16 protein-coding genes, 1 tRNA gene and 1 pseudogene are annotated in these 15,049 nt (G+C 58.7%); 11 read left to right on the top strand and 7 right to left on the bottom strand.

The features are described 5' to 3' along the window. The first annotated feature begins 29 nt into the window (after positions 1–29). From V6093_RS07880 to V6093_RS07860, 5 genes are read left to right on the top strand one after another with little or no spacing between them, the layout of a single operon-like run. Positions 30–482 carry a transposase gene (locus V6093_RS07880; protein WP_256819165.1) on the top strand — a complete coding sequence of 151 codons (453 nt, stop codon included), beginning with the start codon at positions 30–32 and terminating at the stop codon, positions 480–482. Continuing rightward, positions 479–958, top strand: a complete 480-nt coding sequence (locus tag V6093_RS07875; RefSeq protein WP_265977883.1) for a DUF1833 family protein — start codon at positions 479–481, stop codon at positions 956–958. Before V6093_RS07880 ends, V6093_RS07875 begins: the two co-directional genes overlap by 4 nt. 2 nt (positions 959–960) lie before the next feature. After that, positions 961–1,365, top strand: coding sequence for a hypothetical protein (locus V6093_RS07870; RefSeq protein WP_265977882.1), 405 nt, complete (start codon positions 961–963; stop codon positions 1,363–1,365). Further along, positions 1,334–4,387, top strand: a complete 3,054-nt coding sequence (locus V6093_RS07865; protein ID WP_265977881.1) for a host specificity factor TipJ family phage tail protein — start codon at positions 1,334–1,336, stop codon at positions 4,385–4,387. Before V6093_RS07870 ends, V6093_RS07865 begins: the two co-directional genes overlap by 32 nt. Before the next feature lie 56 nt (positions 4,388–4,443). Beyond that, complete coding sequence (locus V6093_RS07860; protein WP_265977880.1) at positions 4,444–6,408, top strand: SGNH/GDSL hydrolase family protein; 1,965 nt, start codon at positions 4,444–4,446, stop codon at positions 6,406–6,408. Between the two features lie 55 nt (positions 6,409–6,463). On the opposite strand, the gene V6093_RS07855 is transcribed toward V6093_RS07860, so the two are convergent. Next, on the bottom strand, positions 6,464–7,021 hold the full coding sequence (locus V6093_RS07855) for a hypothetical protein (RefSeq protein WP_265977879.1): 558 nt from the start codon (positions 7,019–7,021) through the stop codon (positions 6,464–6,466). Between the two features lie 168 nt (positions 7,022–7,189). Here V6093_RS07855 and V6093_RS07850 point away from each other — a divergent pair. The 4 genes and pseudogenes from V6093_RS07850 to V6093_RS07835 all read left to right on the top strand — a co-directional run bounded on the left by V6093_RS07850 (position 7,190) and on the right by V6093_RS07835 (position 10,171). Then, a pseudogene (locus tag V6093_RS07850) lies at positions 7,190–7,678 on the top strand (glycoside hydrolase). Next, positions 7,675–8,193, top strand: a complete 519-nt coding sequence (locus V6093_RS07845; RefSeq protein ID WP_265977878.1) for a DUF2514 domain-containing protein — start codon at positions 7,675–7,677, stop codon at positions 8,191–8,193. Before V6093_RS07850 ends, V6093_RS07845 begins: the two are co-directional and overlap by 4 nt. 178 nt (positions 8,194–8,371) lie before the next feature. Then, the gene (locus tag V6093_RS07840; RefSeq protein WP_265977877.1) at positions 8,372–8,644 is read left to right on the top strand and encodes a hypothetical protein; all 273 of its coding nucleotides are present in this window, start codon (positions 8,372–8,374) and stop codon (positions 8,642–8,644) included. A 1,227-nt stretch (positions 8,645–9,871) separates the two neighbouring features. Further along, positions 9,872–10,171: a hypothetical protein gene (locus V6093_RS07835; protein ID WP_012051896.1), complete on the top strand. Its 300-nt coding sequence runs from the start codon at positions 9,872–9,874 to the stop codon at positions 10,169–10,171. Between the two features lie 126 nt (positions 10,172–10,297). Here V6093_RS07835 and V6093_RS07830 read toward each other — a convergent pair whose 3' ends face one another. Next, positions 10,298–11,395: an SDR family oxidoreductase gene (locus V6093_RS07830; protein WP_108078240.1), complete on the bottom strand. Its 1,098-nt coding sequence runs from the start codon at positions 11,393–11,395 to the stop codon at positions 10,298–10,300. Between the two features lie 72 nt (positions 11,396–11,467). On the opposite strand from V6093_RS07830, the gene V6093_RS07825 reads away from it, so the two are divergent. Beyond that, entirely contained in the window at positions 11,468–11,839 is a 372-nt protein-coding gene (locus V6093_RS07825; RefSeq protein ID WP_060538835.1) for a MerR family transcriptional regulator, read from the top strand. 31 nt (positions 11,840–11,870) lie between these two features. Here the strand turns inward: V6093_RS07825 and V6093_RS07820 are convergent, their stop codons facing one another. The 3 genes from V6093_RS07820 to adhP all read right to left on the bottom strand — a co-directional run bounded on the left by V6093_RS07820 (position 11,871) and on the right by adhP (position 13,692). Then, complete coding sequence (locus V6093_RS07820; protein WP_047603475.1) at positions 11,871–12,107, bottom strand: hypothetical protein; 237 nt, start codon at positions 12,105–12,107, stop codon at positions 11,871–11,873. Between the two features lie 276 nt (positions 12,108–12,383). After that, positions 12,384–12,590 carry a DUF6434 domain-containing protein gene (locus V6093_RS07815; protein WP_003250934.1) on the bottom strand — a complete coding sequence of 69 codons (207 nt, stop codon included), beginning with the start codon at positions 12,588–12,590 and terminating at the stop codon, positions 12,384–12,386. Positions 12,591–12,681: 91 nt separating this feature from the next. Continuing rightward, positions 12,682–13,692 (bottom strand): alcohol dehydrogenase AdhP, encoded by a 1,011-nt coding sequence (gene adhP, locus V6093_RS07810; RefSeq protein ID WP_047603476.1) that lies wholly within the window; start codon positions 13,690–13,692, stop codon positions 12,682–12,684. A gap of 434 nt (positions 13,693–14,126) precedes the next feature. On the opposite strand from adhP, the gene V6093_RS07805 reads away from it, so the two are divergent. Then, positions 14,127–14,321 carry a hypothetical protein gene (locus V6093_RS07805; RefSeq protein WP_003250932.1) on the top strand — a complete coding sequence of 65 codons (195 nt, stop codon included), beginning with the start codon at positions 14,127–14,129 and terminating at the stop codon, positions 14,319–14,321. Between the two features lies 1 nt (position 14,322). Here V6093_RS07805 and V6093_RS07800 read toward each other — a convergent pair whose 3' ends face one another. Next, positions 14,323–14,736: a DoxX family protein gene (locus V6093_RS07800; RefSeq protein ID WP_003250931.1), complete on the bottom strand. Its 414-nt coding sequence runs from the start codon at positions 14,734–14,736 to the stop codon at positions 14,323–14,325. Positions 14,737–14,840: 104 nt separating this feature from the next. Then, positions 14,841–14,925: transfer RNA gene (locus tag V6093_RS07795), tRNA-Leu, on the bottom strand. Positions 14,926–15,049: the final 124 nt, after the last annotated feature.

Below are 15,049 nucleotides of genomic sequence, written 5' to 3'. Positions count from 1 at the left end.
TCTAAGGTACGCCTCAACGAGGAATGGCAATGATTCAATACCCGGCAGAATTGCCACTTCCGCTGCAGGATGGGTATGGCTACGACACGGTTGACCCAATGCGCTCAACGCGAATGGTCACCGGGCGGCGCCGATACCGAAAGGTGCACAGTTACGTTCCTTCGACACTGACATTCAACTTTGTCTTCGATGAGGATGAGGCGGGCTTCTTTGAAGCCTGGTATGCAAGGACGCTGAATGACGGTCTGGAGTGGTTCGAAATGCCTCTCCAGCTTCCTGCTGGATTCGCCAAGTACCAGGTTCATTTCGTAGGGATATATGGGCGAACAGAGCTCACTCAGGTCTCGCGCTGGAGATACTCCATCAGTGCGGAGCTCAAGCAGCGGCAGCTCATTCCCGAAGGATGGGAGCAGTTCCCTCAGTACTGGCTGAACAAGAACGTGATCGACCTCGCCATGAATAAGGAGTGGCCCGAAGCATGAGCCTGATCGAGGAGTGCTACGCCTCGGGCAGAGGCGAGTTGGTCGACACCATCGAGGCGCGGGAGGAGGGCGGTACGGTCTCGCACTGCTACTGCGCTGGCTGGGAAGATCGAGTATGCACCACTGAGGACGGTCGCACGTTGACCTTCATCGCTATGGCGATGGACCTAGGCCTACCGAAGAGCGACAACAGTGCGTTCCAGAACATTGTGCTCGGGATGGATAACGTCACTGGAGAGGTGCAGGAAGTAGTTGAGGAGGCAAAGGAGGACGACGAGCGCTTCATCATCACCATCCGGCGCTATCTCGCCGAAGATCTTTCGTTTCCGCAAGAGCGATATCGGATGACCCTGCTCAGCCGGGAGTATGAAGACGGCATCGCCAAGCTGACTTGCGGCTTTATGGATCTACTCAATACCAACGGCATGCGTGAGTTCCTCACCGCGACAAAAGCCCCTGGCCTGAAGTACCTCTAACCATGATCGAGAAATTCATGCGCGCCCCGTATTGCGAGGGTGCACGGGGGCCTATTGCCTTCGACTGCTGGGGGCTGTGCATCGCGGTGCGCCATGAGGTGTTCGGCCTGCCGCTGCTGCCCAGCCTGGGCGCAGTGGGCAAGAACAAGCTCAGGGCCAACACCGAGGCCTATCACGACCTGCGCCAGGACATGGAGGAGTGCGCCCCGGAGCCTGGCGCGATCGCCGCCGTGTTTCGCGGCGCGCTGTGCCTGCACGTCGGCGTGGTCGTGGAAAGCGAAGGCCGGATGAAGGTGCTGGACACAAACCCCGGCGGCGCCTGCCTCCGGACAACCGGCGAGTTCGAAGCCGCTCATCCCAAGGTGGTCTATTACCGTGATCGAGTTCTACCCGAACAAGCTGAGTGACACGGCGCCGCTCGGCACCTGGAAGACTGATCGCCGCATGTCCATCGAGGAGTGGCTGAAGTGTCAGGCTGTATCCTATGAGCGCCGCGAAAGCCCGCCAATCAGCGTGGTGCTGAACGATGAGGTGATCGAGCAGCACCTGTGGCACAAGGTGAAGTTCAAGCCTGCCGACTTGCTGCAGATCTACCGCGAGCCGAAGGGCACCGACCCATTCTCCATCACCTTCGCGCTGTTCAAAGGCGCCAAGGCGGTGCTCAAGTCGATCATGCCCAAGATGCCCGGCATGCCATCCAGCGCAGGTACTCAGCAGGGCGACCCCCTGACCGAGGCCAGCGCCAAGGGCAACAAGGTCAAGCTGGGGGAGCCGGTGCGCCAGATCGCAGGGCACCAAAGGGTCTATCCGTCGTATCTGACCCAGCCACGCAGGGCACACGTTGCGCCGCGTGACCAGCGCGTGGAAATGCTGCTGTACATCGGCGAAGGCGAGTACGAGGTACCGCTGGCCAAGGTCAAGGTTGGCGAAACCCCGCTGATTTCACTGGGATCCGATGCAACGTTCACGATTTACCCGCCAGGCGCTGATCTGTCGGGCGACCCAGCCCACATCAACTGGTTCAACGTTCCTGAGGTAGGGGCAAGCTCCAGCGGCTCGGCCGGCCTTGAACTGACCATGGCCACCGACCTCACCAGGTCTGCAGTCGCTTCGGCGTACCAGTTCGTTGACGATACGATCAGCGTGCCGTCCGGATCCGGCCAGTTCCCGGCCGACTGGTCGAACGGGATCATCATCCGCGTGCTTGCACCGTACACCTACACGGTGATCGACGGTGGCGCCGGGCGCGACATCATCCGTGGCCCGCTGGAAATGCTGAATCCCACGGCAGGAATGCTCATCGAGGTGGCCGGGGCGAACGCTGGCCTATACGTGGTCAACAGCTACACGCCATACAGCCCTGGCGTGCCAGCCAACCCCGGCACTGCGTCGACGCTGACCGGATCAGCCGCGCCCAGCAGGTACGACTTCGACGTCACGCCGCTGAGCTTCAGCCTGGTCCGCGGCGCGTCCACGTATCCGATCACGCTCAACACGGCAACGACCGACCTCACCGGTCTGGTGTCTGCTCTGAATACCCTGCTCAGCGGTACGCCATTCCAGGCACAGCAGAGCAGTGGTCTATTGCGCTTCGTCGAGCTGACCCCGTTTGCTGGTCAGGCCATCACGGCTACCGGCGCGTCCACCATTCTGGGATCGTCTCCGATCGGGTCAACCGGCACGGCAACGACGAGCGCCATTCCCGAGCAGCCAGCAGAAATGACGCTGGACTATGACGGAGGCTCCCCTGTGGTGGGTCTTGCGTTGGGTCAGGGCCTTGCCACCATCGGCCCGCGCGGCCTGCGGTACCGGATCACGGCCTTCAGCACGAGCCTGCTCGAGGTTGAGCGCCTGACCTCGTCCGGCTCGACCGACACGGGCTGGCCTGGCTTTAACGCCATGCAGACGGTGAATGGCCTCATCACGCTGGATGCTTCGAACCTGCAGGGCGGCTACCGCGGGCCGTTTGCACTGTGCCCAGAGGGAGAACTGGTAACCGATATCGAATGGACAGTTACCTATGCGAACGGTCTGTGCGGAATCGGGCGAGAAGGGCAAATCTATGAGATCCCTGCTTACCATGCCTTCGAGTACAGGGACATGAATACAGCTGGTGAATGGACGGTAATCGAGAAGGAGCATTGGGGCGGATCGCTTGACGCTCAGGGATTCACGAACAGGACGACGGCCCCGTACCCTATGCGTCCAGAAGGGAGGATCAGGAAGCTTTACGTAGACAGGCCAGGACGGATCAACGATGAGGCGCGAGATGACGCCACATGGACGGACCTGCGTGGTCGCCTCCAGAACTCGCCCACCAGCTATCCAGGCCTCACTGTGATGACCTGCAATATCCGGGGTGGTGACCGGCTATCAGCGCAGTCGGAAAGCCAGGTCAGCGTCGAGGCCACCCGAATCCTGCCACTGATGGAGGGTGGTACCGGGCCAAGCCGCGACATTGTGCCTTGGTGCATATACCAGCTGAAGCAGCGCGGATACACGGACGAAGACCTGGATCTGCCTGAGTGGCAGGCCTTCCACAACACCTGCGTGGCCCGCGGCGACACCTACGACGAAACGCTGGATTCGACGATCACCGTCAAGGACATGATCAACAACGCGCTGGCGTGCGGGTTTGGCGAGCTGGTGACCTTCCGAGGCCTGCTGCGCCCGGTTCGGGATAGTGCCAGGGCCGCATTCGACGTGACCTACGGCCCGAAGACGCAAACCTACTCGCCACAGAACATGACCAAGATGCTCAAGATCAGCGGCGCCATGCCGTCGATCAACGACTTCGACGGCGTGGATGTTGAGTACTTCTCCCGAGAAACGTGGGCCTGGGAAACGGTCGAGTGCCGTTGGCCAGGGGACCTTGGCACCAAGGTCGAGAAGATAAAGATGCCGGGCATCAGCGATGAGACCCGGGCCTGGCGTATCGGCATGCGCCGGCGTGGCCACCAGAAGTTCCGTACCGACATCTACACCTGGGAAACCGAGATGGACGGCAGCAACAGCGGCTACCTGAGCTTTGCGGCCGTTGCGGATGACGCTCCAAAGCGGTGCCAGAGCGCCATCCTACTGGACTTCGAAGTCACCGGCTCGGGAACGCTGCTGACCTCATCGGAGCCGCTGGACTTCAGCGCCGGCGGCGAGCACCGGATCGGTGTGCGCAAGCTGGACGGCACCTTATCCGGGCCATGGACTGCCACGCAGGTGGATCCGTACACGGTCCGCGTCGATGCGCTCGACTTCACCCCAGAAGTGGATGGCCCTCTTGAGCCGCCTCACATCCTGTTCGGACCGGCCTCGCGCTGGGCCTACCCCGTACTGATCACCAGTTCCGACCCAGCCAACGGCAATACGGCGATGAAGGGCATGCCCTACGACGCCCGGGTTTACACCTACGACGACCAATTACCACCGGCCTGACCGGACCTTATCGAGCATGCCCGCCTTGTGCGGGCTTTTTCATGCCCGGAGAAAATATGCGATACAACACCGGAAACCCAGTTGAGCCGGACGGTTCCAGCAGTCCATTCGATCTATATGACAACGCAGGAAATCTGGACCTCGCAACCAATGGGATCGCGCCGACCTGGATCGACAGGCTGGGCGTGACAAGGAAGTCCTTCGCAGGCATGGAGCAGCTGTTTGATGCAGCTCAGGATGACCGTAAGGCAGCGTTTGATCAGTTCATGGCTGATAGCGCATACCAGTTCATGGGCGACTATGCCGCTGGCATCAATCTGACCGCTTATAACCAGATTTTCCGGAAAGACGGTGAATTTTACCGGGCAAGCCCCGTCCTCAACCTTCCCTACACCACAACCGGAAACTGGACCACGGAGGGCGGTAGCTTCGTTCCAGTGGGTGACGCTTACCTTCGCCAGGAGCTGTCCCTGAAGCTTGTTCCCAACGCTCGTGATTCAGGCGCAACTGGCACGGGAACCGCTGACCAGGCGGGCAACTTGAATGCTGGAATCAACACAGCCTGGGCGTTTGATATCAACGCGGGCGTTTATCCAATTTCCACGACCGTCACGTCCAAAGGCAAGGACATGGAGACGCGTGGATTTGTACGTGCAATGGAAGTAGGTGGCGACCCGGCTATGGCCCACGATCAGATCATGGAGGGGATTCTGTTCCCGCAAGAGGCGTTCCAGAAGTTCGACGCTTCGTATTTCTGGCGCGTAGGGCCAGTGATCGCATTCTGGGGGGATTCGAACACAGCGTTTTGCGATGCCAGCGCGAATCGCGTCACGGCGCTGGGCGAAGGCTCCACTCCTGCAAACGTCGAGATGAAGCTGCGCGAATACGTCTACTACGCAGAAGGCCGGGTACGGGGCGATGGTTCGCCTGGTGAGACTGCCCAGTTCGGCTGGAACGGCCTGGAGAACGCCATCACGACCTTCCAGCCGCAGGTGATGGTTCTGGCTTGGGGCACCAACGATATCGCCCAGGGCTTCAGTCGTGAGCAGTACCTGGATTATATGCGGCTCCAGATCGAGCGATTGCTTGTCGGCGGTATCAGGCCGATTGTGCAGTCGATTCCATACCATGGAACCGAGGCAAACCGCCTGAAGGCTGTGGCGTGGAACAGCAGCCTTAAGCGGCTGTGCGACTTCTACGGCGTCCGGTTCGTCACTCTTTACAACCTGTTCGCCAACACGCCCAGCTACTACTTCTGGTCGGACAACGTGCACTACCAGGCTCCTGCCACCCGCATGATCTCGCAGATCGTGTGCGATGCCATCCTGGATGAGTACGGACTTCCCCGCGACAAGCTCAAGGTCAACAAGGCTCGCCGCGGCGCCATCGGCATTGATGGATCTTTCGGCCTTTCTGGTCTCAGACACAGCCTTGGCAAGCCACTGACTGTGGTTCAGACACCGAACATCTACCTGCGCCAGTTCTACCCGTACTCGGTCAAGATCCCGGCCGGTACGGAGGTTCATTTCCAGGCGGCAGGGCCGTTCTCGGCAATCTTCAACCGCCCGGATGGTCCAGCTTCCGGGTATCTGGTGAACGGCGGATCGACCACCACCCTGACGCGAGGCAACACGATTGCCATAAACTCGATTGCATCGCGCTTCGATGGTAGCTATTCGAACTTTCGCGTCTCGCACGCCACGTCGGATCTATACCTGGTGGCCACGCACTCATCGGCTGAGTTCCCGGTCGACCTGTGCTATTCGGCTGCCGAGGTGTCGAGCTCGCAGTTCATTCCGGGCCAGGTGATCACTGTCACGGACGGAACCAAGGCAATTCAGACGGTGATGCAGGATGTATCCCTGGGACTGAAGGGCACAGCGGTTAACAGTTCCATTCCTAATGTTGGACCTATTGCTACCAGGACAGCGATCACCAGTGCTCCAGAGGGGTTCCTTTTCCTCCAGACCGGGACTGTTGGGTGGTGGAAATGGACAGCTGGCGCTTGGGTAGCAATGTAGCTTAGCTAGGCAAGCGAGGAGTCTTGCTGCCTTATCGGCAGCAGACCCCCGACAACTATCTGAGTTGTGCATCACGCTTGGCGATTGCTTCCTGCTGCGCGAAGAGCTGTGGATGAAGAGCCTCTGCCTGATGCATCAAGGCCTGGACGTTAAGCCTGCCGCCAATCAAGCGCCCTTCCGGTGAAATGAAGACTGACGATGCGTCAATCGAGGCGGTCGACTCACCGTCATCAAGATTGATAACAACCACATTTTCTTTCTTCTGCTTTCCGCCGCCGTTGAGATATTCCACATAGTGCTCACGAATGTTTCTAACAGTTCGAGCTTTATCCGCTGCCACAAGGAAGGGCGCAGTTAACTCAGGCTCAAGAAGGTTTCTCTTGTGAGCTTCAACTATCCACTCGACTGACTTGTGGACGGTGGCGACGAACAAATGATCCTCGATGTGAGTGAAATCGGGGTTCATCTGTTTCACTCTGGCTTTAGCAAAAAACACCTCAGGATCTGTGTCGAGTTTCAGATCCTCAGCCTGCAAATCCATGACGCGCCGCCCTTGGTGAACAACTGCTGCTACCCAGTTCCGCGCGGTAGCCATTACAAACCAGTCACTCATAGCGATCCCTCATCTGTAGGAATGTTGTTCATAGCACCAAGCCATCATGCTGTATAGAGGAAGGCCTATTTGCTCGCAAGAACAATTAGAGCTGCCGGCCTAGGGCCTCACCTCGACCGGCACCTTCAGCCCGCTATGCGGGCTTCTTTTTGTCTATAGGAAATGACCATGGCCAGACTCACCGAATCCCAGGCCGGAGGCGCAAACGTGCTCCGGTTTCTGGACCTGATCGCCTTTTCCGAAGGCACCTCGACCATCTAGGCTAGCGACGACGGCTACAACGTGCTGTACGGCGGCAGCCTATTCCATGGCTATGCGGATCACCCACGGCGTAAGCTGACATTCCCCATCAACGGTAAGCCGGTTACCAGCACCGCTGCTGGCCGGTACCAGTTGCTCGAGCGTTACTGGGACGCATACCGGACCAGCCTGCGCCTGGCGGGCGGATTTACGCCAGAGAATCAGGACCGCATCGCGTTGCAGCAGATCCGGGAACGTAAGGCCCTGGACGACATAAAGGCTGGCCGCATTCAGCAGGCAATCGCCAAGTGCTCGAACATCTGGGCCAGCTTCCCGGGCAACACCTACGGGCAGAACCCGCACCGCTTGGACAAGCTGCTCGGGCGCTGGGTGGAACTCGGCGGAGCGCTGGCATGAACTGGCTCGGCGCGGTACCGGAATGGTGCTGGTGGTTGATCGCGCTTGTGCTGGTCGCTGGTGGCCAGCAGTACCGGGTGGTGGTCGCCCAGGGCGAGACAGCCGAGGCACGAACTGAACTGTCCGACTACCGCCTGGAGGTCGCCGAGCGCGACCGGCGCGCCGCCGCCCAGGCCAGAACCGAAGAACACCGGATCGCAGATGCACAACAAGAGGCGAGGGTCAAGGGGCATGAAGAAAGAACGATTGCTGATGCTGGCGCTGCTGGCGCCGATGCTGCTGGCCAGCGGCTGCGCAATGACGCCTCCCACCTCGCTGCCGCCGTCAGTTGCTCCGGCACGGATACCGCCGCTGTCGCCCGAGGCGAGGCAGCCACCCGTGCCGCGATGGTGCTCTCCGAATTGCTCGACCGGTCTGTCGCTACGAATAGAGAACTGGCGCAAGCTTATGACCTTGCCCGAATAGCTGGGCAGCAATGCGAGACAGAGCATGATGCGGTCATGCTAGTAAATTAGACTTTGGGGGAATGGAGCGCGCGAGTCATTCTTCGTGATCCTATGCTGGCACGGCAATGGCAAGTCGGGAGGGTGAGTGGTAGCTGGAGGCAAGTGTGTCGTCACGCTCAGGCTGGCACAAGTCCTGCCCTGTGACCGGCCTGAGCACAATTCATCTCCAGCACATGAGGACCTGAAAATGGGTAGACCCTTCGATTTCCCTACGCCGCAAAGTGTGACCATCGGCAACCCTACAATGTTCGTTCCTGCCGAACGAGTTTTGAATCTGTACAACCAAGATTCCGACAATCCGAAGGCTGTTAATTTCAGCCAGAGAGTGAGGGATTGGTTCATTCACGAGGCTTACGCCGTTGGCTGGAGCAACGCGGGGGTAGATGGTGGCAACACTGGCATCCTGTTGGTTGCCAATGTTCAAGTCATTCCGCATCCAACCTATCCCCAGTTGACGTAAGGTTTGGCCTAACCCCTGGCAGCACGCAGGGTCTTGGCGCATTTCGGCTGACCTTCCTTGGCCTAGGGCGACCAAATAATTGGCGTACCGCTGCATCATTGTTTAGTGCTGGCGCAGGTATGCCGCCTTGTTGTGAGCATCGGAAACGCCCCGCTTTCTTGTGGGCCAGCTGCGCTTTCACGAATTCCTTTTTCCATTCGTGCTCGCGCAGCGGGGCCGTCGGGGGCTGCGTGGCTGCCGCCTCTCAGGTTTGGGGTGTGTTTCCGATGGAGTTCGTCGCCGATGAAGGTGCTGGCGGCCCGACGGGCAGCTCGTAGCCATATAAAGGAAAGGAAGTGGTCGGCAGAACGCCACAGGGGGATCTTGAGGCGTGGGACAAATCTGGGACATCGAATGTCCCAAACCATGATGAATCAAGACGCAGGAAAATTAGGCGAAACTCAATGAATACAGGAAGTTGAGCAGTTTCATGCAGTAAAATAGCAGGTCTATACCGGATTGCAAATCCGTCTACGCCGGTTCGATTCCGACCTCGGCCTCCACCATTCGAAAGCCCCGCAGCTTAACGTCTGCGGGGTTTTTCTTTATGAGTCCACAAAAGCCACGAGTTCGGTAACTTTTGGCATGGAGTTCCGAAACCGCTTGGCCAACCTTGAGTCGCGGTCCTGCGCGATCAGGGCCGGCGTGCTGGGGGCCATTGATGTCTAGTCAAACACTGAGCGCAGCTGCTTGAGCCCGTAGATGTTGGCGGAAGACCCGGTCCAGCTTGCGCTCGTCGTGCTGTTGTTCGGTCATTTCGTGGTTCTTGCGTGCAGGCGCCGCCCTTGCCGGGAACGCGTTATCGTTGAATTAGAGGTGATATGCTTCGCCGCTTACCAAACAGGGAGGGTGGTAATGAAACTGCGGGAGAGGCACAAGGCGTTTCAGGAATGGTTCACGCCGAGGCGGCGTAGGCGAGCGGGCGGAACCTTACTCGCCATCTGGGCTGTCGGCATCTTCATCTACCCTGGCCAGCACTGGATCTATGTATTGACGCCAGGAGTCATGTGGTTCTTCAGCGCTTGGCCGCCCGAGTTTCACGACAAGCGTTGAGTCTTTGGCGGGGCTGCTGAATAGCCGATTGTCCGATTCAGCTCACAGATGAGTCAGACGAATTTGCGTAAAACTGCACGTTCGCTATGGTGGCAATAAACCACCTGACTACAACTAAAGTCGTAGGAGCGCCTCATGAGAATACGCGGTGATGTTTTCTGGGCCTGGGCTGACCCGACGCTTCATCACCGAACTCACGACGAGACGCTCGACGATGGGACATACATTGATGTTCAGACGCGACTGTCGCGGACAGGCAAAACGCAGATGTTCATCGGGGTGTATGCCCCTGGTGGCATGGCTATCCTTGAAGAGGCCTTCGATTCTCGCCCTGGCGAGTCGATGACCAGGGCACTGGCGTGGGGCGTTGGCCGGGCCCGACGGGTCGCCGCTGAAGGTGCGCCTGCTGCGGGCTTTATGGCTGCCTCGAAATAGCGGCCAGGCGCGCAGCGCCGGAGGTCAAGCGGCGACCTATTGTCATCAGCGAAGACACCGTGCATGAAACCTCTGCGTCTCCAGACTTCCAGCAATCCGGCAGGGAGGCTTCATCGGCCTGGCCCGTTATCCTCGCTGGCCAGCGCCTTCTCTTTTGGACTTTTTCATCAAGTAGTCGCTGACATAGCGCACCGTGTTTTCCAAGGCCTGCGTCATGTCGGGATGGGTAAACGCGTACTTGCGCTCCAATTGCCTGCTGTTTCCCATGTCGAAGCGCTGTGTCTGAATAAAGTTCAATGACTCGGCGCTGATCGCCAAGCGGGTCGCCAGTCCCGGAATTGTCAATATCGACCTGAGCAACCCTATGGGTACATGGCGGCGGGGTGCCTTGACCTTTAGCGTGTCTGCGATCTGCACAAGCATTCCCTGCAAGTTTGGTGTTCGCTCATACAGCGCCAGCACTTGCCGGTTGGCCATGGCGGGGTCGAACGCCACGCAAGTTATCATGTTCACCAGATAATCGACGCTGACCAATGGCAACCAGTGACTGGCGGAACCGGGAACAGCTTTGAACCGGCCTTGTGCCAGATTGCGAATGAGTTCGGCAAGCGGTTGTCCGTCCAGGATATGCCCGTTCTCGCTGTGGCCGCACACCGTAGCAGGGTGAACAATCGTGTAATCCGCATCCGCGTCTTGCATATAGCGGATGACTGCAAAATGGGACTCGAGTTTGCTGCCTTCGTAGCCGCCTACACGGGCGTAGACCGCGGGCCAGTTTGTGTTTTCAGGGCACTGAATATCAACCCCGATACGGGCAAGGTGGTTGAGGTTTTGCAGCATGAAGCCGCCTACCATGAGCAATCGGATGCGCTGGCTGGCCGCAAGCCTGGCCACGCTCAGAGCACCTTGGACATTGACTGTGCGGGCGCGCTCCGGTGTCAGCCCCCAGGAAAATGCCGCCGCGAGATGGAAAAATACAGCGGCCGAAGTGACGCGTTCTTTGTCTGCTTCGCTGAGGCCAAGCCCCTCCTGGCTGATATCGCCTTCAACGGCATGGAGATACTCCGGGTTACCCCCCAGTTGGCCTACCTGCTCCTTGAGGCGTTCGATGTTACCGGGGCTGCGCATCAGCACCCAGGTCTTGTGCCCTTGCGCAGTAAGAGCGGCCAGCAAATGTTGCCCCACAAAGCCGCTGCCGCCGGTGACAAAGCATTCCACACTCATGTTTGAACCCTTGTTTGGATAATGGGCGCAGGCTAAGGTGTAGAGCCTGCTCTACAGTCAAGGGTTTTTAACGTGAATATTGGAGAGTTGGAGCGCCGGAGTGGGCTCAGCCGCCATGCATTGCGCTATTACGAACAGCTCGGGCTTATCGAGCCACACCGACAAGCCAACAACTATCGCAGTTACAGTGAACAGACCGTAGCTGACTTGGCCTTCATACAGAGCGCCCAGGGCGGGGGCTTTTCACTTGCTGAGATTGGGGACATTCTTGTGGCCAGGCGGGGGAACACGATCGATTGCGCGCAAGGCGCCGTCTTGGTCGCCGCCAAGATGGCCGAGATTCAAACGAAGATCGCCACGTTACAAGCCGCTTATGTTTTTCTGGACGCGGAGCGTGCCAAGCTCGAAGCCAGTGCTATTGCCAATGGGCAGATAATGCTTTGAAGTCCTGTCCGTGACTATTTTCGATCGAGCGTCAGCCTTCAGGTAAGGTGACACCGCAGATAAATTCCTGCGTCCCCAAGCGGTGCGAGCCGAATTCCACCACGTAGCCGTCTCCTCTGCGCTGCGCCTCTGCCATGGCCGTTTTCTGGTCGGCATAAACGTCGACAAAATGCCATGGATGTCGGTCTCTCAGGACCCCCCATCCGATGACCCAGCCTTCCCGCGAAGGGTCTGGCGGCAGGTTCTTCGCCAAGCTTCGAATGGACATACCGATCTCCTCATATGCACAGGCTCGCCCTTGCAGGTTGAGCACTTTTCTTGAACCACACCTCGCGGGCGCCGGTCTTCAGCATGAAGGATGAGTGATAATTCCAGGTTTCCTCTTCAAATATTGAAATGTTCGCAGTCTAGGGTTGAACTCAAGCCAATTCCACCATCGAGGGAGTCAGGAAATGGATTATTCCAGCATGGTTGAATCGTTGGACAAGATGCTGAAGGCAACGGCTGCAGGCAAGGCCTGCCTCCAGCCGTCAGATACAGAGCTTCACCCATACCTCCGTAGCCATTCGTCCGCGACGTCACCCATGGTTGATGGGGTACCACTCTTGATCCAAAGCATGAGTCCACGGTCGAACTTGAATGCCGCGCCGCACTCGCTGAGCAGAAACTGACGAACCTTCTGCGTGTTGCGGTAATGCTTGTCCAGTGGAGTCGTACGGCTAATCGGCCCGGCGTGCCAGTCGACGGTCATGGTCTGTTCCTTTGACAATTGAGAAGGCAAAAAGCCCGTAGAGGGTCATCTACGGGCTTTGCTGTGGTTCCACATGACCTGGCTCGGACTGTCAGCCTTCGAACTGTATCACCATCCGGCCTTTGATCTTGCCCTCAAGCATCTCGTCAAAGATCTGGTTGATATCCTCGATCGGTCGCAGCGTTACCTTGGGCACCACTTTGCCTTCAGCGGCAAACTGGAAGGCTTCCTGCAGGTCCTGGCGTGTACCTACCAGCGAGCCCACCACTTCGATCCCATCAAGCACCAGGCGGGGAATATTCAGGTCCATGGACTCCGACGGAAGCCCGACGGCCACCAGTCGCCCGCCAGCGCGCAAGGCATCGACAGCCGAGTTGAACGCGCCTTTGGCAACGGCAGTAACGACGGCAGCATGTGCACCGCCGGTTTTAGCCTGGATGACCTTCGCGGCATCTTCGTTGAGCGGGTTGACGACCAGATCCGCGCCCATCTCGCTGGCGAAGCGCAGTTGCTCTTCGTTGACATCGATGGCGATGACTTTGGCGTTGAACACATTCTTGGCATATTGCAGGGCCAGGTTGCCCAGGCCGCCGAGGCCGTAGATGGCGATCCATTGGCCGGGGCGGACGTTGGAGATCTTCACTGCCTTGTAGGTCGTGACGCCGGCGCAGGTGATGCTGCTGGCGGCAGCGGAGTCGAGGCCGTCGGGCACTTTAACCGAGTAGTCGGCCTTGACGATGCAGGCCTCGGCCATGCCGCCGTCCACGGTGTAACCGGAATTCTTCACGTCGCGGCACAGGGTCTCGTTGCCGCTGTTGCAATATTCGCAATGTCCGCAACCCTGGTAGAACCAGGCAACGCTGGCACGGTCGCCTGGCTTGAGCGAGGTGACGCCCGGGCCAACTTCCTGAACCACGCCAATACCTTCGTGGCCCAGTACTACACCGGTCTTGTCACCAAAGTCGCCATTTTTCACGTGCAGGTCGGTGTGGCACACACCGCAGCACTGCATCTTCAGCAGCGCTTCGCCGTGTTCGAGAGGGCGCAGGGTTTTCTCTACCACGTCCACGCGACGGCCTGGTGCAACGACAGCAGCTTTCATGAGAGCCTCCGTGTCTATCCGATATGAGCTTGGGTTATCGCTGGGACAGCATAGACCTCGCCTGGCCAGGCAAAACTGCTTCAGATCATGGTCATGGTGGACGTTTGCGCAAAATACCGACGGATGCCTGACTGGCATTTGCGGAAAAAAGAAAAGCCCGCGGCAATGATGCGGCGGGCTGCAAGAACGTACGGAGCAGGGTCAGTGTGCCCACCCGGATGTCGGCATTTCGTGAAGATCAGGTCATGGGGCTGTCATCATCTGCACCGAAGTGCGCAGGGCCATAAAAAAGCCCGCCATAAAGGCGGGCGAAAGACGTTTGAAGGGAGAGCCTGCAGGTTGCGCCGGGCCGGTTAACCCAGGATTAAGCGACAACGCATTGACCCAGCATCCTGATCAGCCTATACAGGCCTGCCATTATCCCAGGAGCCAGCATGCGCGACGAAGACGACCTGCACGAACCCGAGCACGATCACCTGCTTGACCACGAATTTCTCTACGACGACGTGGAGCCCGAGGCAGATGCCCAAGGTGCCGAGGATGAAGTGGAGGAAGACGAGGAGACGCTGGATGACCTCGATGATGAAGAGCGCGATCACCCAGCCTGGTTCGACGACTGCGACGACTGACTCAGCGACCATCCACCGAGAACCGCCCGGGCCCGCTTACCGCCAGCAACAGCAGGCCGCCCATGATGCTGAGGTTTTTCAGAAACTGGGTCATGTTGGCGCTGCGCTCGGGGTCGACCATGTTCCAGAACGGGTGGCCCAGCAGCGCCGTGCCCAGTACGAACAGCGCGAATAGAAAGGCCAGCGGCCGCGTGTAGAAACCGAGGATCAACAGGATTGCGACGACGAACTCCATGATGACGGCAATCCCTGCTGCCAGCATCGGAGCAGGGGCGCCGAGCGAGGTCATGTAGCCTACCGTGCCATCGAAGCCGGTCAGCTTGGCCCAGCCAGACAAGACGAAGAGGACCATCAGCAGTACGCGGGCGATCAGGATAATGATGTCGCGTTGACCATCGAACAGGGAGTAGCGCATGGCGGCGTTCCAGTGGACGGGGACAAGCTCCACTTTAGCAGCTACGCCAGACATTGCTGTCAGGCAGCAAAAAGGCGCCGCAGGGGCGCCTTTTCAACGAAGTTTGGTGCGAGTGGCGGGACTCGAACCCGCAAGGCTCACGCCGACAGATTTTAAGTCTGCTGTGTATACCAATTCCACCACACTCGCACGTTTGAAGGGGTCGCAACGACCAGCTCGCTTCTAAGCAGAAGGGCTTCGCAATCAAGCGCGCTTTATAACCCATTGTTATAGTTGAGTCAACTGCAGCACCTATGATCAACAGATAGAAGAG

It is taken from the genome of Pseudomonas putida group bacterium ESBL64, from assembly GCF_045277175.1.
Lineage (GTDB): Bacteria > Pseudomonadota > Gammaproteobacteria > Pseudomonadales > Pseudomonadaceae > Aquipseudomonas > Aquipseudomonas alloputida.
Note: the sequence above shows the minus strand (reverse complement) of the source record. Positions and strands in the feature narration are given on the sequence as shown.

What these genes read in the sequence shown, in the direction of transcription:
- V6093_RS07855 (WP_265977879.1), bottom strand. Translation starts at nt 7,021, where the DNA reads ATGAGTGACTGGTTTGTAATGGCTACCGCGCGGAACTGGGTAGCAGCA.
- V6093_RS07835 (WP_012051896.1), top strand. Translation starts at nt 9,872, where the DNA reads ATGAGAATACGCGGTGATGTTTTCTGGGCCTGGGCTGACCCGACGCTT.
- adhP (WP_047603476.1), bottom strand. Translation starts at nt 13,692, where the DNA reads ATGAAAGCTGCTGTCGTTGCACCAGGCCGTCGCGTGGACGTGGTAGAG.
- V6093_RS07845 (WP_265977878.1), top strand. Translation starts at nt 7,675, where the DNA reads ATGAACTGGCTCGGCGCGGTACCGGAATGGTGCTGGTGGTTGATCGCG.
- V6093_RS07880 (WP_256819165.1), top strand. Translation starts at nt 30, where the DNA reads ATGATTCAATACCCGGCAGAATTGCCACTTCCGCTGCAGGATGGGTAT.
- V6093_RS07800 (WP_003250931.1), bottom strand. Translation starts at nt 14,736, where the DNA reads ATGCGCTACTCCCTGTTCGATGGTCAACGCGACATCATTATCCTGATC.
- V6093_RS07870 (WP_265977882.1), top strand. Translation starts at nt 961, where the DNA reads ATGATCGAGAAATTCATGCGCGCCCCGTATTGCGAGGGTGCACGGGGG.
- V6093_RS07815 (WP_003250934.1), bottom strand. Translation starts at nt 12,590, where the DNA reads ATGACCGTCGACTGGCACGCCGGGCCGATTAGCCGTACGACTCCACTG.
- V6093_RS07805 (WP_003250932.1), top strand. Translation starts at nt 14,127, where the DNA reads ATGCGCGACGAAGACGACCTGCACGAACCCGAGCACGATCACCTGCTT.
- V6093_RS07830 (WP_108078240.1), bottom strand. Translation starts at nt 11,395, where the DNA reads ATGAGTGTGGAATGCTTTGTCACCGGCGGCAGCGGCTTTGTGGGGCAA.
- V6093_RS07840 (WP_265977877.1), top strand. Translation starts at nt 8,372, where the DNA reads ATGGGTAGACCCTTCGATTTCCCTACGCCGCAAAGTGTGACCATCGGC.
- V6093_RS07875 (WP_265977883.1), top strand. Translation starts at nt 479, where the DNA reads ATGAGCCTGATCGAGGAGTGCTACGCCTCGGGCAGAGGCGAGTTGGTC.
- V6093_RS07860 (WP_265977880.1), top strand. Translation starts at nt 4,444, where the DNA reads ATGCGATACAACACCGGAAACCCAGTTGAGCCGGACGGTTCCAGCAGT.
- V6093_RS07820 (WP_047603475.1), bottom strand. Translation starts at nt 12,107, where the DNA reads ATGTCCATTCGAAGCTTGGCGAAGAACCTGCCGCCAGACCCTTCGCGG.